This window comes from Okibacterium sp. HSC-33S16 (genome assembly GCF_024171565.1).
In the GTDB taxonomy this organism is placed as follows: Bacteria; Actinomycetota; Actinomycetes; order Actinomycetales; family Microbacteriaceae; genus Mycetocola_A.
In genome coordinates this window covers 212,115-236,972 of the sequence record NZ_JALJZZ010000002.1, presented here as the reverse complement: position 1 = coordinate 236,972, position 24,858 = coordinate 212,115, and the positions used below count along the sequence as shown (strand labels likewise).

Below are 24,858 nucleotides of genomic sequence, written 5' to 3'. Positions count from 1 at the left end.
ACAAAGCTAGGAACAACGGTGTTTGGTTTTATTCTGCGACGGCTACTCTCCGGAGTCGTTCTCCTGTTCGTCATATCCACGCTCGCCTACATGCTGCTGTATGTCGGCGGTGGCAACATTGCGCGACGCATCCTCGGTCAGCAGGCCACCGCAGAGACGGTCGCCCAGAAGACCACAGAACTCGGTCTCGATCGACCTCTGCTCGTGCAGTACATCGACTGGCTGTCCCACGCCGTCACTGGCGACTTCGGAACCAGTTGGTTCACGGGTGAGATGGTCTCCTCGGGGATCACCTCGCGACTGGGCGTCACCCTGTCGATCGTCATCGGGGCGACCGTCATTACCGCGATCGTCGCCGTCATCATCGGCGTGTGGGCCGCGGTTCGCGGCGGCTGGGTCGACAAGGTCGTCCAAGGCGTTTCCATCCTCGGCTTTGCGATCCCCGGCTTCCTCATCGCTTTGGGCCTCGTCACTCTCTTCGCGCTCAACCTCAAGTGGTTCAAGCCAACGGGATACGTTCCGCTGACCGAGTCGGCAACCGGTTGGCTCGCAACCGTCACGCTCCCTATCATTGCGCTGGCGATCGGCGGCATCGCTGGTGTCGCGCAACAAGTGCGCGGTTCCGTTGTAGACGCGCTTCAGCGCGACTACGTTCGTACGCTCCGCAGCCGCGGCCTCTCCTTCAACCGTGTGGTCTTCAAGCACGTGTTGCGAAACGCGGGTGGACCCGCCCTCGCCGTACTCGCCGTTCAGTTTGTCGGCCTCCTCGGAGGTGCTGTCATTGTTGAGCGAATCTTCGCCATACCCGGTCTCGGACAGGTCGCCGTCACGGCGACCAGCCAGGGCGACATTCCCATGGTGATGGGCCTGGTCGTCGCCATTGCGGCCATGGTGGTCATTATTAATCTGCTCATCGACCTGCTCCAGGGCTGGCTCAACCCGAAGGTGAGGCTCGCATGATCGACCTGACTCCTGCCACCATCCCACCGAAGGCGCAACGAACTTCGTTGTTCGTTCGACTACTGAAGAACCCCGTCGGCCTGGCGTCGATGATCTTCTTGACTCTCCTGGTTCTCAGTGCGATCTTCGCTCCCCTGCTCACCTCGGTCGACCCGAACCAGGCCTCGCTTCAGGACTTCCTCGGTCCAGCCCGCGAGGGACACCCCCTCGGATTCGACAGCGCAGGCCGTGACGTCTTCGCGCGACTCGTCTATGCCGGGCGATTCAGCCTCGCTGGCGGCTTGCTTGCTCTCGTCATCGCCGCAGTGATCGGTGTAATCGGTGGATTGCTTGCCGGCTACTACCGCGGCTGGTTCGACAGCGTGTCGTCCTGGCTTGCCGGACTGCTCATGGCCATGCCCGCAATCGTCGTACTGCTCGCCGCACGCGCGGTCCTCGGTCCATCGATGTGGCTTTCGATGGCCATCTTCGGCGTGATGTTGTCGCCCGCGTTCTTCCGGCTTGTGTATGCGTCGGTGACCGCGGTGCGCGACGAACTCTATATCGACGCGGCCCGGGTGTCCGGCCTGAGCGACGGCAGCATCATCGGCCGTCACATCCTCACGGTCGTCCGTGCTCCCGCGATCATCCAGTCCGCCATGGTGCTCGGAATCGCGATCGCCATTCAAGCTGGACTCGACTTCCTCGGACTCGGCGACATGACGATCCCCACCTGGGGAACAATGCTCAACGACGGCTTCACCAACATCTACAAAGAGCCGCTGCTCATCCTGTGGCCCAGTCTCATCCTCGCGCTGACCTGTATGGCACTGACGCTGTTGGCCAACGCGATGCGCGACGAGCTCGAGCGCAGCGCGAAGCCCAAGAAGCGCAAACCCCTCATCGCCACGGCCCTGATGGACTTCAGCAAGGTCGCAGCCGTCACTCACGCTGACGATGCCCGAACGGCTGCGCTCACCGGAGAGGTCCTTCTCAACATCAGCGACCTGTCCGTTGGATACGGACAGCCGGACGGCTCCGTGAAGACGGTCGTGCACGACGTCTCGCTCACTGTCCGCCGTGGTGAAGTACACGGCCTCATCGGTGAATCGGGATCGGGCAAGACGCAAACCGCGTGGTCCATTTTGCGGTTGCTGCCCGAGGGCGGTCACATCACCGGTGGCGCCATCGTCTTCGAGGGCAAGGATCTTGCCGAAGCAAGCGAACGTGAGATGGATCGCATCCGGGGCAAAAAGATTGCCTACATTCCGCAGGAGCCGATGTCGAACCTCGACTCGTCGTTCACCATCGGCAGCCAGCTTGTCGAGCCGATGCGGATCTGCCTCGGCATCTCGAAAAAGGAGGCAACGAAGCGGGCGCTCGAACTGCTGTCGCACGTCGGCATCCCGAACCCGCAGCGCACGTTCAACGCCTATCCCCACGAGGTATCCGGCGGAATGGCTCAGCGTGTTCTCATCGCTGGCGCGATCTCCTGTGAACCAGACCTCCTGATCGCCGACGAGCCGACAACGGCACTGGATGTGACGGTGCAAGCCGAAATCCTTCAGCTGCTCCGACGACTGCAAGCCGAGCTCAACATGGGTGTCGTCCTGGTCACCCACAACTTCGGTGTCGTCGCCGATCTGTGCGACCGCGTTTCGGTCATGCGAGAGGGACGAGTCATCGAATCCGGACCCGTGCGAGCGATCTTCAAAGCTGCACGCCACCCGTACACCCAGTCACTCCTCAACGCCATCCTCGAAGAGGGCGAACCACGAGGAGAACTCATTGCCCCGACGACGCGCGCCACCACGCAGGGAGCCCAGTCATGACCGAACCTCTCCTCGACGTCAAGAACGTCATTGTTGAATACCCCGTCAAAGGGTTCCGGAAGGATCCCTTCCGTGCCCTCAAGGGCGTGTCCCTCGACATCCGGCCCGGAGAAACGGTGGGCCTGGTTGGGGAGTCGGGCTCAGGCAAGACCACCCTTGGCCGCGCTGTCCTCGGTCTCGCACCGGTGACTGGTGGCGAGATCCTCTACAAGGGCAAAGACATCGCCCACCTGGGCCGCCGTGAGCGACGCAGCCTCTCGAGCGACATTCAGGTCGTGTTCCAGGACCCGTACACCTCGCTCAACCCGTCACTGACGATCGAGCAGATCCTCGTCGAGCCGCTCACCATGCGCAAGATCGAGGGCAAGGCAGCCGCTCGTCGCGTTGCCGATTTGCTCGATCAGGTGGGCCTGCCGAGCGATGCGGGCGATCGACTTCCCCGGGAGTTCTCCGGCGGGCAGCGCCAGCGGATCGCCATCGCGAGGGCACTCGCACTGGACCCCGCACTGATCGTTTGCGACGAACCAGTTTCCGCACTCGACCTTTCAACCCAGGCACGGGTGCTCGACCTGTTCAAAGAGATTCAGGAGCGCACCGGCGTCGCCTACCTCTTCGTCTCGCACGACCTCGCCGTTGTGCGTCACCTCAGCCACCGAGTCGCTGTGATGTTCCACGGCGAGATCGTCGAATGGGGCGACGGCGACCAGGTCACCAGCGCGCCGACGCACCCCTACACCCAGCGGCTGTTCCTGGCCGCTCCGGTGCCGGACCCCGACCGGCAAGAGGTTCGCCGGGCGGACCGTGACCGTCTGCTGGCCGAGCAGAAGGCTCAGGGACTGCAGGCCGGAGCAACAGCGTGACGAGTCAGGGCGAAGGATCCGACTCGTTCGACGGCATCCGATTCGGCGCCGCCTACTATCACGAGTACCAACCAAGTCCGCGGTTGGACGAAGACCTCGACCTGATGCTCGACGCCGGATTCACCGTCATCCGGGTGGGCGAGTCCGTCTGGTCCACCTGGGAACCGGAGAACGGCGTCTTCGATCTCGACTGGCTTCAGCCGGTCCTCGACGGCGCCCATGAACGCGGCATTGGCGTCATCCTCGGCACCCCCACCTACGCGCTCCCGATGTGGCTGGCTCGTCTTTACCCTGAGATCGCTGGCGACCAGGCCACAGGTGTTCCGTTTACGTGGGGCAGCCGTCAGGAGATGGACTTCACTCACCCGGCGTTCCGCTTCCACGCCGAGCGGATCATCCGTCACATCATCGAGCGCTACAAGGACCACCCGGCTCTCATCGGCTACCAAGTCGACAACGAACCCGGCATCCACCTGCTGTACAACCACGGCGTCTTCCAGCAGTTCATCGACTACCTTCGGGGCATCTATGGCGACGTCGAGACCCTCAACCGCGAGTGGGGTCTCGTCTACTGGTCACACCGTCTTTCGACCTGGGCAGACCTCTGGGTGCCCGACCGCAACTTCCAGCCGCAGTACGCGCTGGCGTGGCGCCGCTTTCAGACGAAGCTCGTCACCGAGTACATCGGCTGGCAGGCGGACATCGTGCGGGAGATCGCTCACCCCGAACACTTCGTCACGACCTGCATCTCGTACGAGCAGGATGGGGTCGAGGACGTGGACCTGTCTGCGCAGCTCGACATCTCCTCGGGAAACGCGTACTACGAGATGGAAGCCTCCCTCGCGCACCCTTCGACCGCTGAACGGTCGGACAATTGGATCGTCCGCGGCACCTGGGCGCTGTACCACCTCGCCGATCTAATGTACTCGTCGAAACAATCGTCGTTCCTGGTCACCGAGACGAACGCGTCATCGATCGGCCACTCATCGCTGAACTTCTCGCCGTACGACGGCCAATGGCGACAAGCTGCCTGGGCTCTCGTCTCACGCGGTGCCGACATGATCGAGTACTGGCACTGGCACACCCTGCATTTCGGTACGGAAACCTACTGGGGCGGGATCCTTCCGCACAGCCAGAAACCCGGCCGAACCTACCGGGAACTTGCGCAGCTCGGCTCCGAGTTCGCCGTGGCCGGTGCCGCGGTTCGCCGCGGAGCCCCTGACGCCGATATCGCCGTGCTCTACGACTCGGATAGCAAGTTCGCCCTCGCCTCGCAGTCACCGTTCGGAGCTCCCGGGCAGTACATGGACCCGGATGCCTACCGCAAGATTCTGGCGTCGTTTGTGCGGGGCGCTTTCGATGCCGGACTACAGACCCGGCTCGTGCGGCCGCAGCAGGTGTTCCCAACCAGGGCGACCCCCGGGGTGGATGCGATTGAGGGTGGGGACCCGGCTGCATTCGCTGCCCGGTACCCGGTTCTTCTGATCCCCGCCTTCTTCACGGCGGCCGACGAGGAGCTGGACTGGCTCGACGCATACGCGGGAGCCGGAGGTCACCTCGTGCTCGGACCGCGATCGGCCTACGCCGACCGTGAGGGTCGCGCCCGACTCGACGTTCAGCCCGCCCGACTCGCCGATGCAGCGGGCACCTGGTACAACGAGTTCGCCAACCTGACTGAGCCGGTTCCGGTCACCGCCACGTCCGAGAGTTTCGCACTCAGGGACGGGGCCGCGGCCAGCAACTGGGCCGATGGGCTGACCCTCGCGAAATCGGGCCCCGCACAGCCGCTCGTCTCCTATCAGCATCCGCACCTTGGTCGCTGGCCGGCCGTCACCTCTCGCGAGAGCGGGAACGGTCGGGTCACCCTCGTCGGCACGGTTCCCAACCAGGCGCTCGCCCACTCGATCGCCGCATGGCTCGTCCCCGAGCCGGTCGCGGGCTGGACAGGCCTTCCCGAGTCGGTGACCGTAAGCAGTTCAACCGCTCCCGACGGCGTCCGCACCTGGTTCGTTCACAACTGGTCATGGGAGCCGGCATCCGTTGTCGTCCCTTCTTCCGTCCGCGATCTGATCAACGGCGATGCCCTCACCGGAGGCGACACTCTTGCCCTCGGCGCTTGGGACGTGCGGGTCGTCACCTCCGCTTCTAACTGATCTTCTTTTCCTTCCCACTCCGCTAGAGAAAGCGACTTTGTGTCATGACTCAGACCACTCCCACCCCACCCGTCACGGCCGGCACCGATGCCCGCCTCGTTGACCTGCTCGAGCAGCTGAGCCTCGAAGAGAAGGTTCTCCTTCTGACCGGCCACGACTTCTGGGCCACCTGGCCGATCGAGAAGATCGGGCTCCGCCGCATCCTCGTCTCCGACGGTCCATCCGGTGTGCGTGGTGAGGTGTGGGACGAGCGCAGCCCCTCCCTCAACCTGCCGTCGGCCACGGCACTCGGTTCGTCTTGGGACCCGTCGATCGCCCGACGCTACGGCAACGTCGCAGCGGTCGAGGCGCGGAGGAAGGGCGTCGACGTCGTCCTCGGCCCGACCATCAACCTGCATCGCTCGCCCCTCGGTGGACGTCACTTCGAGTGCTTCAGTGAAGACCCCATCCTCACGTCCACACTCGCGGCCGCCTACGTATCTGGTGTTCAGGAAAATGGCGTCGGCGCGACGCCCAAGCACTACATCGCCAACGATTTTGAGACCGACCGTTTCACCGTCGACGTGAAGGTCGACGACCGCACACTTCGTGAGCTCTACCTGCTCGCCTTCGAGAAAGCTGTCAGCGAGTCGCACGCTTGGCTCATCATGAGCTCATACAACTCGATCAACGGTGCAACGGCGACCGAGAACGAGTTGCTCGAAACCCCGCTCAACTCCGAGTGGGGATTCGACGGCGTGGTCGTGAGCGACTGGACCGCCGTGCGCAGCGTCGAGAGCGCAAAGCACTCGCAGGACCTGGTCATGCCCGGCCCGGCTGGCCCGTGGGGCGATGCCCTCGTGGGGGCGGTCCGTGCCGGTGAAGTGGACGAGTCCGCCGTGGACCGCAAAGTCCTCCGGATCCTGACGCTGGCGGCTCGGGTCGGAGCCCTCGAAGGGTTCGAACCCGCTGTTGCCGCTCCGGTTCGTGTCGAAGACGGAATCGCGTTTGTGCGTGAAGCCGAGATTGCTGGATCGGTGCTCGTCCGCAACACCGGTGAACTGCCGTGGTCGGCTGACATGCTTAGCCGCGTTGCCGTGATCGGTGACAACGCCCGCCACGCCCGCACGCAGGGCGGGGGTAGTGCGACAGTGCTGCCCGAGAAGATTGTGACGCCGCTCGATGGCATCCGCTCTGCCCTCCCGAATGCGGAAATCAGCTATTCGACCGGTGCCGTCGTGCAGGAGGGCATTTCCGAATTCCCGCTCGACAGCATGACGAACCCGTCGAACGGACAGCCCGGTGCGCTCGTGCGTTTCCTCGACGCAGACGGCGCCGAGCTGTTCCGTGAAGATCGCCTCGCCAGCGCCCTCATCTGGTTCGGCGGCGATGCCCCGATCACCCGGTCGAGCGTGCTCGAGTTCAGCACCCGATACCTTCCCGAGGAGTCGGGTGACATCCTGGTCGGCTTCGCAGCCGTCGGAGTCGGGCGCATCTACATCGACGGGGAACTCGTTCGCGAAGCCACCGTCGAATCGGTTGGCACCGACCTCGGAGCCGCATTCCTCGCTCCGCCGTCGGCGTCAGCACCGGTCGCCGTGCGCGCGGGCGAACCGATCGAAATCAAGGTCGAGTTCGACACATCCGGCCCGACCGCCCTCGACGGCGTTCTCGGCATCACCATCGGCATCGAACCCGACCGCTCGAACCCCGACGCACTCATCGCGGAGGCTGTCGCTGCTGCCCGGGAAGCTGACGTCGCAGTCGTCGTGGTCGGCACGAACGCGAAGGTGGAGTCCGAGGGCTACGACCGTGACTCGCTCGTGCTCCCCGGTCGACAGGATGAGCTCGTCGCCGCCGTTGCTGCGGTCAACCCGCGCACGGTCGTCGTGGTCAATTCCGGCTCCCCCGTGCTGCTGCCCTGGCGTAACGACGTCGCCGCTGTGCTGCTCACCTGGTTCGGCGGACAGGAGTACGGCGACGCCCTTGCCGACATTCTGCTCGGTCTGGCTGAGCCCGGCGGTCGCTTGCCCACCACCTGGCCGGTTGCGCAGGAGGACGTGCCCGTTCTGGATGTCACTCCGAAGGACGGCATCGTGCGTTATGAAGAGGGCATCCACATTGGCTACCGGGCCTGGCTCAAGGCCGGCACCGAACCGGCGTACCCGTTCGGTCACGGTCTCGGCTACACCACCTGGGAGCTGACTGACCTGACCATCGATTCACCGACGGTGACCTCAGAAATCGAGCTCACAGCATCCGTTCGCCTGACAAACACCGGCGAGCGCGTCGGAAAACAGGTGGTGCAGGTTTACGCGTCGCGGCCCGACAGCTCGATCGACCGGCCGGTGCGCTGGCTGGTGGGCTACGCGGCGGTTTCTGCGGAAGCCGGCCAGAGCGTGACGGCCACCGTGACGATCCCGGCACGGTCATTCGCGGACTGGCAGGACGGCTGGCACTACGAGCCCGGCGTCTTCCAGCTGTTCGCCGGTACCAGCGTCGCCGACCTGCCGCTCGGAACGACAGTCGAGGTGACCGCATGATCTACCCCAACCCGCTGATCTCCGGTTTCTATCCGGACCCCAGTGTCGTGAAGGTGGGCGAGGACTACTACCTCGCCACCTCGACCTTCGAGTACCTGCCCGGCATCCCGATCTTCCACAGCCGCGACCTGGTCAGCTGGACGCAGATCGGCAACGTTGTCGATCGCCCAGGGCAACTCCACTCGGAGAACGTGCCGACACTCGGTGGTGCGTGGGCGCCGACGATCCGGCACCGAGATGGCCTGTTTTATGTTGTGGTAACGGATGCCATGGCGCGCGGAATGCTGATCTTCACCTCCGCATCCGTCGAGGGGCCGTGGGATGACGGCATCCTCGTGAAGGGCATCCATGGCATCGACCCCGACCTCGCCTGGGGCGAGGACGGAACGGCGTACATAACGTACTCCGGGCTCGACACCACTTCGGGTGCGGAACCGGGACCGCACGGCGGGATCCTGCAGATCACCGTCGACCTCGAGTCGGGAACCCCGACGAGCGAACCGAAACAGTTGTGGTCGGGCACCGGACTCAAGTTTCCGGAGGCACCGCACCTTTATCAGCACGGCGACTACTGGTATCTGCTCATCGCGGAAGGCGGGACCGAACGAGGCCACGGCATCAGCGTTGCTCGTGGCAACTCACCGGCCGGCCCGTTCGCCGATGGTGCTGGGCAAGGCGGACCAACCAACCCGATCCTCTCGGCCCGGAGCACCGGTCGCGAAATCCAAAACACCGGGCACGGCGACCTCGTTGAGACGCCGGACGGCGGTTGGGCACTCATCATGCTCGGCATGCGCCCGGGTGGCATGACGCAAGCGTTCTCTGCCCTTGGGCGCGAGACGTTTATCACCGAGGCGCGGTGGGAGAACGACTGGCTCGTTGCCGAACCCGTGCTGCTCAACCCCCGCGAGGGTGAGTCGGTCTTCGAAACCGACTTCGACGAGCAGACTCTTTCCCCGCAGTGGATTTCGATCCGGCAGTTCCCGGCCGAGGTGTCCTCGCTCAGCGAGCGGCCAGGCTGGCTCACCCTCACCGGTGACGGCTCAACCCTCGATGACCAACGCCCCGCACTCGTGGGCTGGAGGCAGCAGCATCCATGGGCGACTGCATCCGTGGTTATCGATCCGGGAACCGGACTCGGTGGCCTCAGCGTGCGTTATGACGAAGATCACCACTACGAGATCGAGGTCGGTGAGGGGCGCGTGACCGCTCGTGCTTCGGTCGCCGGAATTCGGCAGACCTGGACCCATGACGCACCGAAGGGTGCGACCACACTGAGCATCGATTTCATTCGCTCGGTCGGCGACAGCATGCTGTCGGCTCTGACCAGCGACATCGTTGTGCTCAGCGCTGGTGAGGGTGACGATCGCTTCGAGCTGGCCCGAGTCGATGGACGATATCTCTCTCAAGAGACGGCCGCGTCATTCACCGGCCGTGTCATCGGACTCTATGCCGTGCGTGGAACCGTTGCGTTCGACTCATTCCGCTATGCCGGGAAGGATTAAACGGTGGGATTCGTCAAGACCGACTCGCTCGCCGAGGTGCTCGCACACCCGGAGGGCAACCGAATTCTCGCGGAGCTCATTCCGGGAATTATCAACGCTCCGATGGCACAACAGCTCGCCTGGATGCCGGTCGGCAACGTCGTCATGGTGTCGCCGACGGTCCGCGATGACAGCGATGTGCTCGAGAGACTGTGGAGCCGGTTGGGCGCTTTGAGTGACTCAGCGGCGAGCGCCCCCGCCGAAGCCGGATACGTTGACGTCGACCCAAACTATGAAGCATCGACGGTGCCGATCGCCTCGGCGACCCTCAGCGCACCAAGCACGGTTGGCCTGCGCGGCCGCGTGGAGATCACTCTCGACGGCCCAAGCCACGGCAACCCGTTCACCGATGTCGAACTGACCGCGACCGTTACTGGTGGCGGTCGGAGCCGCACGGTTGGTGGGTTCTATGACGGTGATGGGATCTGGCGGATTCGGTTCCTGGCGGATTCGCCGGGCGAGTGGACCTTCGCGACGTCATCGAACGCGCGTTCCCTCGACGGGCACACCGGAGCGGTGACCTGCACGGAGGAACCCGCATCCCGCGGTCCGGTCGCGGTCGCAGACACCCACCACTTCCGATACGCCGACGGCACGCGCTACCTACCGATCGGAACGACCGCATACGCCTGGACCCACCAGACCGACGAGCTCGAGGAGGCGACGCTCGCCACGCTGGCGAACTCACCGTTCAACAAGGTGCGGATGTGCGTCTTCCCGAAGGCGTACCTCTTTAACGCGAATGAACCAGAGCTGTATCCCTTTGAAGGCTCACTCGACGAGGGGTGGGACTTCACCCGATTCGATCCGGAGTACTTCCAGAAGCTGGAGCGTCGGATCGAGCAGCTTGCGGAGCTGGGAATCGAAGCGGACCTCATCCTCTTCCACGCCTACGACCGGTGGGGTTTCTCAAAAATGGGAGCGGCCGGGGACGATAGATTCGTCTCCTACGTCGTTCGCCGCCTCGCCGCACACCCGTCGGTGTGGTGGTCGCTCGCCAACGAGTACGACCTCCTGCCGTGGAAGTCGATCGAGGACTGGGAGCGCATCGCGACCGTCGTGACGTCCAATGACCCGGTCGGCCACCTGCTGTCAATCCACAACTGTTTCGGGTTCTATGACTACTCGAGGCCGTGGATCACTCACTGCAGCGTGCAGCGCGTTGACGTCTACAAAACCGCTGAAAACACCGATGCCTGGCGCAACGAGTGGCACAAGCCGATTGTTATTGACGAGTGCGCGTACGAGGGCGACATCGACCAGGGCTGGGGCAACATTACCGGCCAGGAAATGGTGCGACGGTTCTGGGAGGGCGCCGTCCGAGGCGGATATGTCGGCCACGGCGAGACCTACCTTAACGACCGCGAAGAACTGTGGTGGTCGAAGGGCGGCGCCCTCGTCGGTTCCAGCCCCGACCGCATTCGGTTCTTGGCAGAGATCACCGCTGACGCCCCCGATGGCGTGCTCGATCCCCTGCCGTCCGACTGGGATGTGCCATGGGCAGGAGTTTCGGGCGCGTACTACCTGCTCTACCTGGGCTTCGGTCAGGCACGCTATCGCAACATCGTCCTTCCGCCCGGTCAGGAGTATGTCGTCGACGTGATCGACACCTGGAACATGACCATCGAGCGGCTCGACGGCACGGTGGAGGGGTTCTTCCAGGTGCCGCTTCCAGGCCGGCAGTTCATGGCGATTCGAGTGACGGCGGTCTGAGCACAGTCGAGGTACTTTCAAGCTAACGACGAAACCGGCCGCTGCCCCGTGAAGGGCAGCGGCCGGTTTTAAGTCTCGAGCGGATGCTTACGCGGCGTTCTCCGGAATTGTCGCGGTGTCGATCACGAAGCGGTAGCGCACATCGCTCTTCACAACACGCTCGTACGCCTCGTCGACCTGGTCGGCGCCGATGACCTCGATGTCGGCACCCAAGCCGTGCTCCGCACAGAAGTCGAGCATCTCCTGGGTCTCTCGAATGCCGCCGATGTTGGATCCGGCGAGGCTGCGACGTCCACCCGTGAGGGAGAACACACGGAACGTCTGCGGCTTTTCCGGCAGACCAACGAAGACCATCGATCCGTCGAGGGTGAGCATCGAGAGGTACTTGTCGATGGGCAGATCAGCCGACACCGTGTTGATAATGAGGTCGAAGCGCTTGCTGTTCGTCTTGAACGTCTCGTCGTCGCTCGTCGCGAAGTAATCGGTCGCACCGAGGCGGAGCCCGTCTTCCTTCTTCGACAGGGTCTGGCTGAGCACGGTTACCTCGGCGCCGAGCGCCGCGGCGATTTTGACACCCATGTGGCCAAGTCCGCCCATACCGACGATCGCGACCTTCTTGCCGGGGCCTGCACCCCAGTGCTTCAGCGGCGAGTAGGTGGTGATTCCGGCGCACAGCAGCGGTGCGGCCACGTCGAGGTCGATGCCCTCGGGGATGCTCAACACGTAGTTCTCGTTGGCGACGATCGACGTGCTGTATCCGCCGTAGGTCTCTTCGCCCGAGTACTCGCGGCCGTTGTAGGTGGCGACGTTGCCCTTGAGGCAGAACTGCTCTTCGCCGGCGAGGCAGTTCTCGCACTCACGGCAGGAATCGACGAAACAGCCAATGCCGACGCGGTCGCCGACCTTGTGCTTGGTGACGTCGGAGCCAACGGCGGAAACGATGCCGGCGATCTCGTGGCCGGGAACCATGGGGAAGATCCCTGCTCCCCACTCTTCACGAGCCTGGTGGATGTCGGAGTGGCAGATTCCGGCGTAGGCAATATCGATTTGCACGTCGTTCGGGCCGACGTCGCGGCGTTCGATGGTGGAGCGCTCGAAGGAGGCTCCGGGGGTTGCTGCAACAAGTGCGGGCACGGTGGTGGTCAAGAATTACCTCCGGGAGTGTGGTGGGCGAATCGCGTCTGCGCTGCCGTCCTTAAATCTACAGCCGGTGCGCTCGGCCTCGGGGGCCTTGACGGGGCTCGTCACGACGGAAACGACGAGGAAAGCACCACCGTGAGTTCCTACCCACCTCTTCGTTCGAATGCTGATGAGATGATGAGAACACGATGACCGCGAATAAATATCGGGATACAAGCGCTTCCCGACACACACGAAAATCCGCCAGATCGCTGCGCTGGCGGCTGCGGATCCTTCTTGCCGTGGCTGTGGCGGTCTTCGCCGCCGCGCTCACCTTCGTTCTCGCGTTTGTGACTTCGCTACCGTTGCCGGTTTGTGCGCTGGGGGCGCTCGCCATCACTTGCGCCCTCGCCTACGCTTTCCGTCGCAATCTGTTCCGCGGTGAAGGATACGACTACACCAATTTGTGAGCGCTGGAACCCTGCCATTGCGGGAGCACGAGCTCATGCCGGGACAGTACCACCGTGGACGACAGGGCGGAAGAAAGGTGGCTATCGGCTTTTCGTGTGACGGCTCGGGAGGTCGAGGTCGGAAGTCGCCCACGTGGCGACGAATTTGCCGACTCGATTCGCTCGACTGGTTGGGCTCGACGCGGTGATCACCTGGTGAATCGCGGCGTACCGTTCTGCCCGGTTCAGCGAGGCGAAACGAGTTGCTGCCTCAGGCGACTCAGCGAGCGCCGCAACGAGGTCATCGGGAACCTCGGCTGCTGCCTGGCCGGCGTACGCCCGATCCCACCGGCCGTCGTCCTTCGCGCGCTCGATTTCAGCCTGTCCACGTTCCCGCATACGACCGTCCGCACTCAGCCTGGCGACAATGTCGACGTTTCGCAGCGACCAGATCGAGGCCCTCCGACGCGGAGTGAAGTGCTGCTGAAAGGTGAGTTCATCGAGCGCGTTGCGACGGCCATCGATCCAGCCGCTGCACAATGCTTCCTCGAGCGCTTCCGCATAGGTCAGGGACGTTGGCTCCGTCACGCCCTTCTTAGCGAGCACCAAGCGGATGCCGTCGGAGCGGGATTCATTTGCGTCAAGCCAGGCGCGCCACGCGGCCGCATCAGCAACGAGGAGCCGGTCCGACGAGCGCAAGTTTTCCATAGTGCCCACTGTGGCATCCGCTGAGGTCAGATTGTGACCTCTTCTCCCCTGAACGTCAGCTCGCGGCATCCTCGAGAACCGGTTCAGCCCGCGTCAGCCTGACGTCTCGCTGCGGCAGGAACGTTCCCGCAACGAAGACTCCGAGGAGCACCACTCCCCAGATGATCGCGGCCACCGTGCCACCGACGAGGAACGGGAAGTTCCACACCGAGAGGGCAAGTACACCGAGAAGCCCGATGCCGCCGAGAACCGACGCGACGGTCACCCACCGCGACGGCGCGTCACCAGACGGTCCACGGTGCTTCGCGCCGAAGGCGAGCACCGCAAAGCTCGTCAGCGCCATCATCACGATGACTCCGACAGCGCCAGCACCCGAGTACCAGGTGTAGATCTGCACCACCGGGTCGAGCTGGGCGAGAGCCGACACCACAATAACAACGGATGTGATGCCACTCACCCACAGCGACGCCCGCGACGGCGCGCGGTGCTTGGGGTGGACATCCGCCAGTTTCTGCGGCAGAACACCACGTTGCCCGAGGGTAAAGAGGTAGCGCGTCACGATGTTGTGGAAGGCCAGCATGCACGCGAACATGCTGGTCACGACGAGCACCTGCACGATGTCACCCACGATTGGAGCGATCACCTCACCGGCCAGTCCGACGACGACGCTGTCTGGGTTCGCTGAAGCGGCAGCAATCGCGTCTTTGCCACCGAGCCCGGCGATCACCAGCCATGACGAGACAAAGTACAGGACACCAACCGAGATGACCGCGATGTACGTCGCCCGCGGCACCGTCTTCTCCGGGTTCCGAGCCTCGTTGCGGAACACGGCCGTGGCCTCAAATCCGAAGAACCCGAGGAACGCGAACAGCAACCCGAGTCCGGGCGTGCCCGACAAAGCTTCAGCCGGGCTGAACGGGGTCGCGGTGAGTTCGCGCCCCGAGAACAGCACGCCGAGGTCGATGGCGATCACCGCGACGACCTCGAGCACCAGCACAACGCCGAGCACCTTCGCCGACAGGTCGATACTGCGGAACCCGAGCAGTCCGACGATCACGAGCATCACACCGGAGATGAGCCACCACGGCAGCTCGAGCCCCGTCCACAGCTCGATCAGGTTGCCGGCCTGCACACCGAGGTACGCCGTCATCGACACGGTCAGTAGCACGTAGCAGAGCAGCGCAATCGACGCGGTTCCGAGCCCGGCACGGCGCCCCAGCCCGCGACTCACGTAGGAGTAGAACGCACCAGCATCCGGCACCCGCGGTGTCATCCACGCGTATCCGACCGAGAACAGCAGCAGAATGACGGTCGCGACGAGCACCATCAACGGCGCACCGATCGATCCAGACACGGTGAGAATGAGTGGGAAGTTCGCCGCCACCACGGTGATCGGCGCAGCCGCCGCAATCACCATGAAGACGATTCCGGGCACGCCGAGTCGGCGATTCAATGTCGGTTCCAAGAGAATTCCTTACCTATCAAGCCCGCGCATGGCGCGAAATATCGAAACGGATGCCACGTGGCCAGCACCCACAAGCGGCGAACCTAGATCGCGGCGATACTCCACGACGCGAACGTCACGGCGCCGGGCTGAAGCACGAGCAGGTCTTCACCGGAGTTGAACGCGTCGGGCGGGCAGGTCATCGGCTCGACAGCGAGGCCGATGCGGCTGGGCAGCCCCGTCTCCGGTTTTTGGTCGGCGGTGTGCACCTGCACCCATTTGCACGAGGAGTCCCAACGCATCTTCACGCCGGTTCCCGACGGCGCGGTGACTCGAACTTCGGCGGTGCGGTTCTCGTCCCGAATCAGACCGGTGAACGCGTGGTCGATGAACGTGTCGCCGATGACGCGGGGTGTGCGGAAGTCGAACGTTCCGCCTGATTCGGTGGAAACATCCGCTTTCTCAATGGGAATCAGGCGATCTTCGGTGACCGTCAGAACCTGCTCGGCAGGAAGGGAGAGGGTCCAGTCGTCGACTGTGCCCTCACCAGCGACGAGGTACGGGTGCGGGCCGGTGCCGAACGGGGCGGGTGCGGTGCCGGTGTTGCGGGCAGCAACGGTGGTGTGGAGGCCGTCGGCGTCGAGAACGAACTCGACGCGAACCTGGACGCGGAACGGGTAGCCTTCCTGCGCCTCAACCGTGGTGGCGAGCATCACGCGGTCGGCGGCCTCGTCCATCGCGATGAAGTCGTGCCAGGCGACGAGCCCGTGCAGGGCGTGGCCGCGCTTCGGTTCGGTGAGCGCGAGCTCGTAATCGGTGCCCTCGAAGCTGTAGAGCCCGTCGACCACACGGTTCGGCCACGGCGCGAGCGTCGCACCGCGGTAGGCCGGGCGAACCTCGTCAGCGTCATACGACACAACGAGGTCACGGCCTTTGTGCTTCAGTGAGCGCAGCGAGGCGCCGACGCTGGCGATGGTCGCGGTGTAGTCACCGCTGGTGAGCTCGAACTGGGTCCCGGAGAGAGGAATGGTCATGGGTCAATTCTGCCGGGTGTTGCACTTACGCATGCACCGACCACGAAACACGAAGGTGCGATGACAGCACACAGAAGGCACTCAGAGTCCAACTTCCGATTGTGGCCCCATCGCTTGGCAAGCGTCCTCGGGCTGTCACCACTGTGTCGGTGGCTTCTTTTATGGTTCACACAGGAGGGCCATATGCCACAAGAATCAACTGTCAGCCTTGACACGCTCCTTGCGGAGCTCGATGAAATGGGCAAGGAAGAGTTCGGGTCAAAGCCGACCGTCGAAGAATGGGACGACGACTTCGACGTCACCGAGCTGCCTATTGAAGCCCGTAAGTGGATACAGATCCCCGATGTGGTGGCCGTAGTAGCGGACCTTAAGAACTCAACCCACTTGGGCACGGGAAAGCACGCAGCATCTACAGCCAGCATTTACCAGGCGGCGACAGGTGGCACGGTAAGCATCTACAACCGCTTCGGCGCGGACTTCATTGCGATCCAGGGCGATGGCGCTTTCGCACTATTTTGGGGCGACAAACGATATGAGCGAGCATTGTGCTCGGGAATTACGGTAAAAACCTTCAGCTCGCTTCATCTCGTCCCTCGGCTGGAAAACAAATGGGAGACGCATGCGGAAGACTTTCCGACCGGATTCAAGGTCGGTGTTGCCTCTGGCCGGGTTCTGGTCAAGCGAATCGGAACCCCACGGAACCTGTCCGAACAAGAGCCTGTTTGGGCCGGCACGCCAGTCAACTTCGCAACAAAAGCTGCTCAGCAGGCCGAGCGCCACGAACTTATAGTCACAGGCTCCGTATGGGATCACATTGAGCGCAATGACTACCTGACGCTTACGTGCCCGTGCAACGGTGGGCCGAGTGCAAGTCTCTGGGACGACGTGACCGTTGCAAAAATTCCGGAGTCAAACTCCGAGCGGGAGGGTCGCCTACTGTCGGCCAGCTGGTGCACTGTTCACGGTGACGAGTATGTTTCTGCGGTCCTCGATGGCCTGAAGAAGCGAGATGACGCGGAGGATGCTCGAGCGGCATTAAGGAAGAAACTGTTCGCGAACGCACTGTCAGTCACTGCTCAGCAGAAGCGCAGGGATGCTAGAAATCGCCGAATTGGTCTCAAGTGAACGTCGGACGCTCGTGGCGGCGCGAATCTCTAACTTCTGTGAGCTCTGCTACTAATCTAACGGCATGACCCGAAGGCCCTTTCCGCGCCAGCTCCGCCCGAGCAACGCTGTATCAATGCGCGGTGGTTCAGCGCTCCCACCGAACCCAGATCATGCATGGAAAGCACTGACACTCGTCAATGAGTGGATCCGCCATTCTGACGCAAAGGCGGGTGTGACCCTTGCCTTCACAGGAGCGCTCGGCACAATGACCTTCAACCTCGCTAATGGCTTCGAGTATCGTTCATTACTTTTCGACGCCCTCGTGGTCACCGCGTGCGCGTTGCTCGTTCTCACGGGCGCTCTTTGCGCATGGACGTTGACACCCAGAGTCAACGACAAGGACGCCGATCGCGACGCTATCAACCGCCTATTCTTCGCGAGCATTTCCCGAAATTTCAAAGGCAGGCGGCAGCATTACGGCGATGTCCTTCACACTCTTACAGCGGATCCAGCTGAGTTGACCAAAGATCTGGCTGATCAGATCCACGCCAACGCCAAAATTGCGACGGTGAAGGCAGAGTTCGCGAAATGGGCTATTCGTTCGGCGCTGGCGACCGGCGCGTTTGTTGCAGCAATTGCGATCGCTATTGGCGTCGCCAACTCCTAGGAGACAGCATGGATTGAAACTACGAGCCGTACAAACTACCCCAGCAGCTAGATCTCCGAACGGTCGCAGACGCTTGCAGAAGAGTTGTTAACATTCTCCAATCGCCCGGCGCCTCCAATCGCCCGGCGCCTCCGTCGCTCGCTCTGTCGCAGCTTTCTACAACAGACCGCAGGAGAAACTACGTCACGTCGTCATACAACCCGACGAGTTCGAGCGCCGCTAGACCGACAAGCGCAGCGCCCACCGGATGCCCAAAGGGTCCTCGGCGCGACGCGAGGCGGCCCGTTTGCAGGGCCGGGAAGCCCTTGTATCGGGCTCGGTGAGCGGTGGTTTCTCTGCATCAACCTGATTGATCATGGGACTGACGGAAATCGGCTGATCGAAATGAACAAACGTCGTATCGAGTCCTCAGTGCGATGGTTCTGTGGGCTGCATCCTGCGTCCGGAGGGCGTCGCTCGCGCTGTTACGCAAAGCGGCCGCTCGGTGTTACTGCGCACAATCCATCGAGCGTGCGTACACCCGCAATTGCGCCCAACGATTGGAAGCACTCACCGTGAGCCGGTGCAGCGACGTCGGACGTCCCGCTTTCAACGAATCTATTGAAACTTTGAGCCTTCCGGGCGAATCGTGGGTCGGCGAATGGCTGGGGACGAACATTACAAGGCCGCGGTCCTCTACACCGCATGAAGGCGAATTGGACTCGTGAGCAGGCTGGTGGAGGCTCAAGCGCCCACAGCCGAATGCGAGACCGAATCGTTCATCGATTCAATAACTGGGTCAGGCAAGTCCGCCAACGGATCGATACCGACGAATCCGGCGCCCGGCGGCAAGCGGACGTCTTGCGATGGCGGGGGAACTCGCGCTATTCAAATTAGACCCTATACACAACGAGTAAGCCGGGTGGCGCGGCCCACCTGCCGCTACCGTACCCGAGACGGAGGGCTCAGGTCCTGTGCGGGGAATGCCCCGGCTCCCCCGCCAGCCGCCGGAGGCGCGACACGCACCGAAGGCGGCTGGCGGCAGCGCCGAGAGGTCGAGCTGCCCTGTCGTGGCTGGAAGATCCAGCGCCCGCACGTGCAGTTCTCGCGAGAGGCGCGAAACAGTCTGTATCTACCTGCAAGCTGAGATCTGATAGCTAGTTTGGGTCAGCCAGAGCCGCGTCCTCTTCTATCGCGAGCACGTCCGCAACAGGCTCTGCGGCAGTACCGAGGAAGAAGTGGTGGTCATCTTCACTAGTCAGATAAGAACTGAGCTGCTCGCGAGCAGCGGCGAGACCTCGGTAGTAACCGCGGAAGGGCTCCGATGCACTATCCGCATGCCTACGGTCGGTCGGAACGGGAATGCGAATTTCCAGGAACCGATCGCCAACGTCTTCTCGATTTGTCTGCATGAAAACGACGCGCCGCCACTGATCGCGCACTATTGTCAACGACATCGCCCACATGAGATAGAACGGGTCAAAGGTTGCTCGGTCACCGGGTCGCAAGACGATCACTTCTTTTGTTGTGACAACCTGCTCCTGACCCGGCATGAGCATACAGAAGTCGCCAATATTTTTTGAGGTCCTTTCAGGACAAATGAGATCCCAGGCCTTTAGGCCTGAACTTGTGCCCTTCCAAAACTGCTCGGCCACTGCCGTGGGGACCCGATTGGTCGGGTTGATGTTCACCAGCCCTGCACGGAGATCGCTGACTTTGATGTACGGCACCTTACCAACCCGCACACTTTGGGTTGGTGAGCCGTGGCCGTTGCGGAATGTCAATAGCTTCGCCTCGACCATTTCTCCGATACTCATCGAAGTGAATCCCGCGAATTTCTCGGTTCTCATCGCCTCATCGAAGGCGCTGTCAAACCGCCGATCGAAGTAGGTCGGCACTGCCGTACGAAGAGAGAGACCGTCCATGGGCACGAATCGCAGTGTGGGAGTCTCATTCCCGTCCCGGAGGGCTTCCATGTCTGCCTTCAGTTGATCGTCGACAGCGTCGACCAACTCGCGAGTCTCGGGATCCTCTACCTGCACCTTCTTACCAGTCTTGCGATCGACTAGAGGAAGTAGACGCCCGCCCTTTGCGAGTCCACAGGTTGGTGCCGTAGAGACCATTACTTCACCGTCTCGGAACCAGGATGGCTTGTGGATCATGCCTTGACACCTTCCCTTTCTGTCTGCGGTTCAATGAACTGGATTTCGCCGACTTTTTCGAATATGTAGAAATTTGTCTTGGCTCGGCAGAATTCTTCGAACGCTTCCATGGGAATGTTGACCATGCCGCGCAACTTGAGCCGCCCTTCCAACCAACCGGGGAGCCACCGGTAGCTAAACGAAAAAAAGTAAGTCTCGGGCAGAACGATGCCAATTCGACCGCCCACCTGCAACAGCCGGTATGCATGCTCGAGAAAAATCAGCCCAATCTCGAGATCTGCATAGCCATTTTTCCGACCCATAGCCGCAGCTTGGGAGATCGTATATTTGCTGGCTCTCGCCTCCGCCGCGGAAACCTTGAGTTTTTCGCCAAATGGCGGGTTAGTCACGACAACGGTGAACTTCCTAGCAATACCGTCGGCCATCTGGGAGCTACCCAGCTCTTGTGCGAGGCCCGGAAATTCGGTCCGCCAGTTCTTCACCCGAATGGAGTCGCCCTGCAAGACGTGCGTTGACCCGTCACGAAAGGCAATCATGAGCGCTTTCGTCAACTTCACGCCGATGTTGTCCATATCGACGCCGTAAAGACTCTCATTGGCGTACTTGACGATGTGATAGCTCTCATCGGCGCCCGGGAACTCGTTCTCTTTCACCTGGCGCAGAGCCTCGTGAAGGAAGCCACCAGTGCCACACGCCGGGTCGATAACAGTGTCCTGAGATGTGATATCCAGAGCCATGATGCACGGTCGAATAACGCGCTGGGGCGTCAGAAATTGTCCCTCGCCCGACTTCAACGCGCTGGCTCGGAATACCTGAAAAGCCTTTGATAGAACGTCCATGTCATCGCCCAGGATGCGGTAGCCACTCAGCTCCGCGACCACACGATAAAGCGTGGTGTCGGTTAGCTGAATCTCGTTTCTGTCGTCCTGATTGAACACGCGGTTCTGTTGCCGAGCAAAATACTCCCGATATTGCTTTCTCACCTGCTCAGCCGTTTTTTCTACACGGTTGTGCTCATCCCCGTAGATGCGGAAGGCTACAGGCTTGTCCGCGTTCTTTGACTTGGAGAAATACGAGTCGTTGTCGAGCTTAACGAGCATCACATGCAGGAGTTCCCTGAGCTGATCCTCCCTACGTGTAGCGCGTGAATCCGCCACGATGACTGTTGCGACTAGTCTTTTGAGCGCAGCGCTAAGCTCCACCTCGGTTGGGAGTCGCAGCGAGTCCCATGTCAGAGGTTTTTCCGGCGGCCGCGTGAGGTCGTCGTCTGGTTGAGGGAGCGCAGCCCCTTCAATAAATAGCCAATCGTTTACGTGCCGCTTGTAGATCGCCAGGCTTGCAGTACCGTTCGTCCAGTAGCCAAGTTTTGCCATCGGCTCCATGGACAAGTATCTGAGCAACTGTTCACGCCCCGCGTCGATGGAAGGCGCTTTGAACTCGAAGATGACCTGCAGGGCATGCGAGCCTCCGCTGTCGTCCGCGAAGGCGACCAAGTCGGCCGACCCCGCCACCGCGTATCTCTGGCCCTTTTCGCGTTTGGACAGGTCGTGTGGTGTTGCTGGAATGGACCATTCGGGCCTCCACCGCAACCTGTCGGACGACCACCCAATGGACTCGAGCCGCCTGATGACGTCTTGTCGGACCGATTCTTCTGGCTTCACATAAATCCTTAGTTAGAAATGAGCTGCTCACTATGAACGCCTCGCTGAGTCTAGTCTCGGCGAAGAGCAGGGCATTCGACGTCGAATTACCCTCGCGAAAGATTGCCCTATGCCACCGACACTTTGATCACAGGGTCGCGTCGGACGCGCATTCAATTGACTTCCCTAGTCGCGTTACGGCTAACCCGATATCCCGTGAATGCGCGGGCGCGGCGTGCTCCACTACGCTCGGGATAGCACCTGCGAGAAGCGGGCGTAACCCACGACAGAAATCTCCGAGCCTTGCCAAGAAGGTTGAGGGGACGGAGATCCGATGAACTCGCAAGTTGACGCATCGACAGAGGCCGCCGGCCGGTTCTTCGCAAAGAACCGATTCCTGGTTCCTGACTATCAGCGCAAATACAGCTGGGACAAAGACACACAGGTTGTTGACTTCTGGCGAGACCTTTCCGGTGGAATCACCCAAAAAGAGTACTTCTTGGGGCTTGTTATCCTCTCCGACGGCCCCGACCGGCTCGAAGTCGTCGATGGTCAGCAGCGTCTCGTGACGCTGACCATTCTGGCGAACGTGTTGCGCTTGTCGGCGCAGCAACTCGGACGGCGTCTTGTGGCGGAAAGCGTCCGTTCTGACTTTCTCTTCTCGATGGACTTCCAAACGGAAGAGCAGGTGGGGCGAATCGAACTGACCGACCCTTCGGATAGAGACGACTTGGCGATGCTGCTCAACGCAAAGAGTGTCGACGAGCTGATTCTTCGGCCTGATTCGGTGATTCACGAGGCCCACCGAGTAATGTATCTTTGGCTTCGGGAGGACTTGGAACGCCATGAAAACCCTGCATTGCGCGTTGGCCAATGGACCGAGTTCATCACTAAAGGTGTCACCTTCGCGGTGTTTATGCACCCTAACCGCGAGGCCGCGTTCAAGGTTTACGAGGTCGTAAACACCCGCGGGAGGAACTTGACGCCGGCAGAGCTGATCAAATCGTTCCTTATTGGGAGCAGCGCAGCGGGTGATCAACGGAGAACCCACGAGCGGTGGAACGCAATCGAGGATTTACTGGACGGGCTCGATGCCCTCGACCAATTGACCACTTTTGTGAGGCACGTCGTCACTCTGGATCACGGCTACGTCATTCCACGGGAGTTGTATCACGTCGTTTCCACTAATTACAGGGACGAACGAGGGGTCGAGCGCCTATTCGAAAGGCTCGAGTCACGCCTACCGGTGTACGCGCAGATGCTAGATCCGTCCGCAGACGTGGAATCCAGCGAGACCCGTACCCGCGCGTTCGCCTTAGCTGACACTCTGTCGATGTCCCGGTTCCGGCCGATTCTCCTCGCTGCCAGCCTGACCGCTGACCCCGACCCACTCTTAGAAGACCTTCTGGACATTCTGGTTCCCGGCGTCCTCGCGAACGAGTTCGGGACGGGGAGCATCGAAGCGCAGTTTGCCCGCGCCGCTCGGCGCGTCCATAACGGTGCAGAATGGGCCTCCGAGCTGCGCAAACTCCGCGAATTGCGCCCCGGTCGGGATATATTCACAATCCGGCTTTCCCGAAATCTCAGTAAGGCTCAGGCCCACGTTGTGAGGGCTGCTTATCTACAAGAAGTTCGGACGCCCACACTCTTAGGCTTCCCGCACCAAGTCCGCCCGCGGAATGGCGTGGAATGGCCCGGTTTTGATGCAAATCAATACCGGGAGTTGGGTGGCTTTGTCGGCAATTGGGTGCTGACCCAGCAGGAGCGAAGGCCACAGAACTCTCACACTCCAGCGACCGTCAGGGAGCGCATCCTTCCCAATCTGATCGGCACGGAATCGGTTGACCGCTTTGAATTAGATCTTTGGACTGCCGAAATGGTGAGGGAGCGGACAGAGGCGATCCTGAATAGAGTGGGTGAGCTCTGGTATGGAGATCTCTGAAGCCGAGGATCGAATTCTTGAGCGCATGGGTGCGGCTACAGACTCTGTCACACACCACCTCGCGGCACTCGAGGTTGCACCGCCTGCGTCTCTCAAGGAAGTTGTCGCCATTGGTTTGGACACGAACATTTTGAAGCTACTTCGCAAAGATGTTTCGTCCGCCGATCAACTGTTTCTTACCCTTGAGGCGAGCAATGTGGGTCTTATCGCTCCTGGACAGACAATCACCGAGTACTGGAACAACTTCCACGTTTTCGCAGGCGGCGAGTTGGACTCTTTCCAGGGTGAGTTGACCAGATTGGCGAAAGGAATTGAGTCCGGCAAGCTTGGAGGGTATGACCAAGGGGCGGTGCGTCAGCTCCAAGAGCTAGTCGAGGAAGTTTCTGGCGACCTACTCGATTCGAAAAAACCGGAGTTCTTCGATCAGTCGCGGAAGCTGATCCAGTCACTCTTAGACATCGCCATATGCACTCGCGTGTCGCGCACGCGATTCGCTGACCTGGCGGCGATTCGCATGGCGACGAGGACTCCTCCGGGATTCGCCGACGAAAAACTCAAGTCTGCCGCTGGCGGCGACTTCTTCGTATGGTGTGACTTCCTGCTTGGCGCTCTCCGTATGGACCCGTCAGAAGGCCGCGACCATTATGTTTGGGTGAGTGACGACTCGAAGCCAGACTGGAAAGCGGGAGCTGCGGGACACCCGGTCCTCATTGAAGAGTTCAGATGGGTTCGCGACGAAGATCTAACGATCCTTTCCTATAGCGATTTTCGCGCCTTGGTAAAGGCCGCCGAGAGCGAAGCACAGGGGCTCCTGGTAGCGAGCGCCGAGAACGGGATCGAGTAGTACAAGCTCAACAAGCAGAGCAGTTGCTCGTTCCTGCGTCGGGCCCGAAGGCTCGGTTTCATAGACCTGCACGAGCGGCTTCCGGATGCGTGGACCGATTCGAGTCTCAAACGCTGAAGGTTAGGGCTGGTAGGACCTGGCAATTGTCGCGGTGACACAACCCACAGATATCAAAGCCAGAACGCGGAGGCGTATCTGTG

General features: G+C 61.7%; 18 protein-coding genes. 12 read left to right on the top strand and 6 right to left on the bottom strand.

The window, feature by feature from the left end; genetic code table 11:
- Positions 1-18 precede the first annotated feature (18 nt).
- The 7 genes from L1277_RS06225 to L1277_RS06195 are packed head-to-tail and all read left to right on the top strand — an operon-like array spanning position 19 to position 11,563.
- Positions 19-960 carry an ABC transporter permease gene (locus L1277_RS06225; protein ID WP_253375499.1) on the top strand — a complete coding sequence of 314 codons (942 nt, stop codon included), beginning with the start codon at positions 19-21 and terminating at the stop codon, positions 958-960.
- Entirely contained in the window at positions 957-2,771 is a 1,815-nt protein-coding gene (locus L1277_RS06220) for a dipeptide/oligopeptide/nickel ABC transporter permease/ATP-binding protein (protein ID WP_253375498.1), read from the top strand. The genes L1277_RS06225 and L1277_RS06220 overlap by 4 nt, the downstream gene beginning before the upstream one ends.
- Positions 2,768-3,631, top strand: a complete 864-nt coding sequence (locus tag L1277_RS06215) for an ATP-binding cassette domain-containing protein (protein ID WP_253375497.1) — start codon at positions 2,768-2,770, stop codon at positions 3,629-3,631. Before L1277_RS06220 ends, L1277_RS06215 begins: the two co-directional genes overlap by 4 nt.
- Entirely contained in the window at positions 3,628-5,784 is a 2,157-nt protein-coding gene (locus tag L1277_RS15770; protein ID WP_253375496.1) for a beta-galactosidase, read from the top strand. Before L1277_RS06215 ends, L1277_RS15770 begins: the two co-directional genes overlap by 4 nt.
- A 44-nt stretch (positions 5,785-5,828) precedes the next feature.
- Positions 5,829-8,306 carry a beta-glucosidase gene (locus tag L1277_RS06205; protein ID WP_253375495.1) on the top strand — a complete coding sequence of 826 codons (2,478 nt, stop codon included), beginning with the start codon at positions 5,829-5,831 and terminating at the stop codon, positions 8,304-8,306.
- A complete protein-coding gene (locus tag L1277_RS06200) occupies positions 8,303-9,811 on the top strand; it encodes a glycoside hydrolase family 43 protein (RefSeq protein WP_253375494.1) in 1,509 nt (502 codons plus the stop codon). Before L1277_RS06205 ends, L1277_RS06200 begins: the two co-directional genes overlap by 4 nt.
- A gap of 3 nt (positions 9,812-9,814) precedes the next feature.
- A complete protein-coding gene (locus L1277_RS06195) occupies positions 9,815-11,563 on the top strand; it encodes a DUF5605 domain-containing protein (protein WP_253375493.1) in 1,749 nt (582 codons plus the stop codon).
- Positions 11,564-11,650: 87 nt separating this feature from the next.
- Here the strand turns inward: L1277_RS06195 and L1277_RS06190 are convergent, their stop codons facing one another.
- Positions 11,651-12,709, bottom strand: coding sequence for an NAD(P)-dependent alcohol dehydrogenase (locus L1277_RS06190; protein ID WP_253375492.1), 1,059 nt, complete (start codon positions 12,707-12,709; stop codon positions 11,651-11,653).
- Between the two features lie 182 nt (positions 12,710-12,891).
- Here L1277_RS06190 and L1277_RS06185 point away from each other — a divergent pair, with 182 nt between their 5' ends.
- Positions 12,892-13,152, top strand: coding sequence for a hypothetical protein (locus tag L1277_RS06185; RefSeq protein WP_253375491.1), 261 nt, complete (start codon positions 12,892-12,894; stop codon positions 13,150-13,152).
- An 81-nt stretch (positions 13,153-13,233) separates the two neighbouring features.
- Here L1277_RS06185 and L1277_RS06180 read toward each other — a convergent pair whose 3' ends face one another.
- The 3 genes from L1277_RS06180 to L1277_RS06170 form a co-directional block, all read right to left on the bottom strand.
- Positions 13,234-13,839, bottom strand: a complete 606-nt coding sequence (locus L1277_RS06180; RefSeq protein ID WP_253375490.1) for a YdeI family protein — start codon at positions 13,837-13,839, stop codon at positions 13,234-13,236.
- Positions 13,840-13,894: 55 nt separating this feature from the next.
- Entirely contained in the window at positions 13,895-15,304 is a 1,410-nt protein-coding gene (locus L1277_RS06175; protein ID WP_253375489.1) for an APC family permease, read from the bottom strand.
- A gap of 83 nt (positions 15,305-15,387) precedes the next feature.
- Positions 15,388-16,317 (bottom strand): aldose 1-epimerase family protein, encoded by a 930-nt coding sequence (locus tag L1277_RS06170; RefSeq protein ID WP_253375488.1) that lies wholly within the window; start codon positions 16,315-16,317, stop codon positions 15,388-15,390.
- 183 nt (positions 16,318-16,500) lie between these two features.
- Between L1277_RS06170 and L1277_RS06165 the strand changes: the two genes are divergently transcribed.
- Both L1277_RS06165 and L1277_RS06160 read left to right on the top strand, forming a co-directional pair.
- Positions 16,501-17,442, top strand: coding sequence for a hypothetical protein (locus L1277_RS06165; RefSeq protein ID WP_253375487.1), 942 nt, complete (start codon positions 16,501-16,503; stop codon positions 17,440-17,442).
- A 64-nt stretch (positions 17,443-17,506) separates the two neighbouring features.
- Complete coding sequence (locus L1277_RS06160; RefSeq protein WP_253375486.1) at positions 17,507-18,091, top strand: Pycsar system effector family protein; 585 nt, start codon at positions 17,507-17,509, stop codon at positions 18,089-18,091.
- A gap of 1,136 nt (positions 18,092-19,227) precedes the next feature.
- Here L1277_RS06160 and L1277_RS06155 read toward each other — a convergent pair.
- Positions 19,228-20,232 (bottom strand): hypothetical protein, encoded by a 1,005-nt coding sequence (locus L1277_RS06155; RefSeq protein ID WP_253375485.1) that lies wholly within the window; start codon positions 20,230-20,232, stop codon positions 19,228-19,230.
- Entirely contained in the window at positions 20,229-21,743 is a 1,515-nt protein-coding gene (locus L1277_RS15765) for a class I SAM-dependent DNA methyltransferase (RefSeq protein ID WP_253375484.1), read from the bottom strand. The genes L1277_RS06155 and L1277_RS15765 overlap by 4 nt, the downstream gene beginning before the upstream one ends.
- A gap of 463 nt (positions 21,744-22,206) precedes the next feature.
- On the opposite strand from L1277_RS15765, the gene L1277_RS06145 reads away from it, so the two are divergent.
- Together L1277_RS06145 and L1277_RS06140 are read left to right on the top strand one after the other, a co-directional pair.
- The gene (locus L1277_RS06145; protein WP_253375483.1) at positions 22,207-23,814 is read left to right on the top strand and encodes a DUF262 domain-containing protein; all 1,608 of its coding nucleotides are present in this window, start codon (positions 22,207-22,209) and stop codon (positions 23,812-23,814) included.
- Positions 23,801-24,658 (top strand): PIN-like domain-containing protein, encoded by an 858-nt coding sequence (locus tag L1277_RS06140; protein WP_253375482.1) that lies wholly within the window; start codon positions 23,801-23,803, stop codon positions 24,656-24,658. The genes L1277_RS06145 and L1277_RS06140 overlap by 14 nt, the downstream gene beginning before the upstream one ends.
- The last annotated feature ends 200 nt before the right edge of the window (positions 24,659-24,858 follow it).

Excerpts from the sequence above, each read along its gene's own strand:
- L1277_RS06140 (WP_253375482.1), top strand. The coding sequence starts at position 23,801 with ATGGAGATCTCTGAAGCCGAGGATCGAATTCTTGAGCGCATGGGTGCG.
- L1277_RS06205 (WP_253375495.1), top strand. The coding sequence starts at position 5,829 with ATGACTCAGACCACTCCCACCCCACCCGTCACGGCCGGCACCGATGCC.
- L1277_RS06145 (WP_253375483.1), top strand. The coding sequence starts at position 22,207 with ATGAACTCGCAAGTTGACGCATCGACAGAGGCCGCCGGCCGGTTCTTC.
- L1277_RS06215 (WP_253375497.1), top strand. The coding sequence starts at position 2,768 with ATGACCGAACCTCTCCTCGACGTCAAGAACGTCATTGTTGAATACCCC.
- L1277_RS06160 (WP_253375486.1), top strand. The coding sequence starts at position 17,507 with ATGACCCGAAGGCCCTTTCCGCGCCAGCTCCGCCCGAGCAACGCTGTA.
- L1277_RS06155 (WP_253375485.1), bottom strand. The coding sequence starts at position 20,232 with ATGATCCACAAGCCATCCTGGTTCCGAGACGGTGAAGTAATGGTCTCT.
- L1277_RS06220 (WP_253375498.1), top strand. The coding sequence starts at position 957 with ATGATCGACCTGACTCCTGCCACCATCCCACCGAAGGCGCAACGAACT.
- L1277_RS06180 (WP_253375490.1), bottom strand. The coding sequence starts at position 13,839 with ATGGAAAACTTGCGCTCGTCGGACCGGCTCCTCGTTGCTGATGCGGCC.
- L1277_RS06170 (WP_253375488.1), bottom strand. The coding sequence starts at position 16,317 with ATGACCATTCCTCTCTCCGGGACCCAGTTCGAGCTCACCAGCGGTGAC.
- L1277_RS06185 (WP_253375491.1), top strand. The coding sequence starts at position 12,892 with ATGACCGCGAATAAATATCGGGATACAAGCGCTTCCCGACACACACGA.
- L1277_RS06165 (WP_253375487.1), top strand. The coding sequence starts at position 16,501 with ATGCCACAAGAATCAACTGTCAGCCTTGACACGCTCCTTGCGGAGCTC.
- L1277_RS06200 (WP_253375494.1), top strand. The coding sequence starts at position 8,303 with ATGATCTACCCCAACCCGCTGATCTCCGGTTTCTATCCGGACCCCAGT.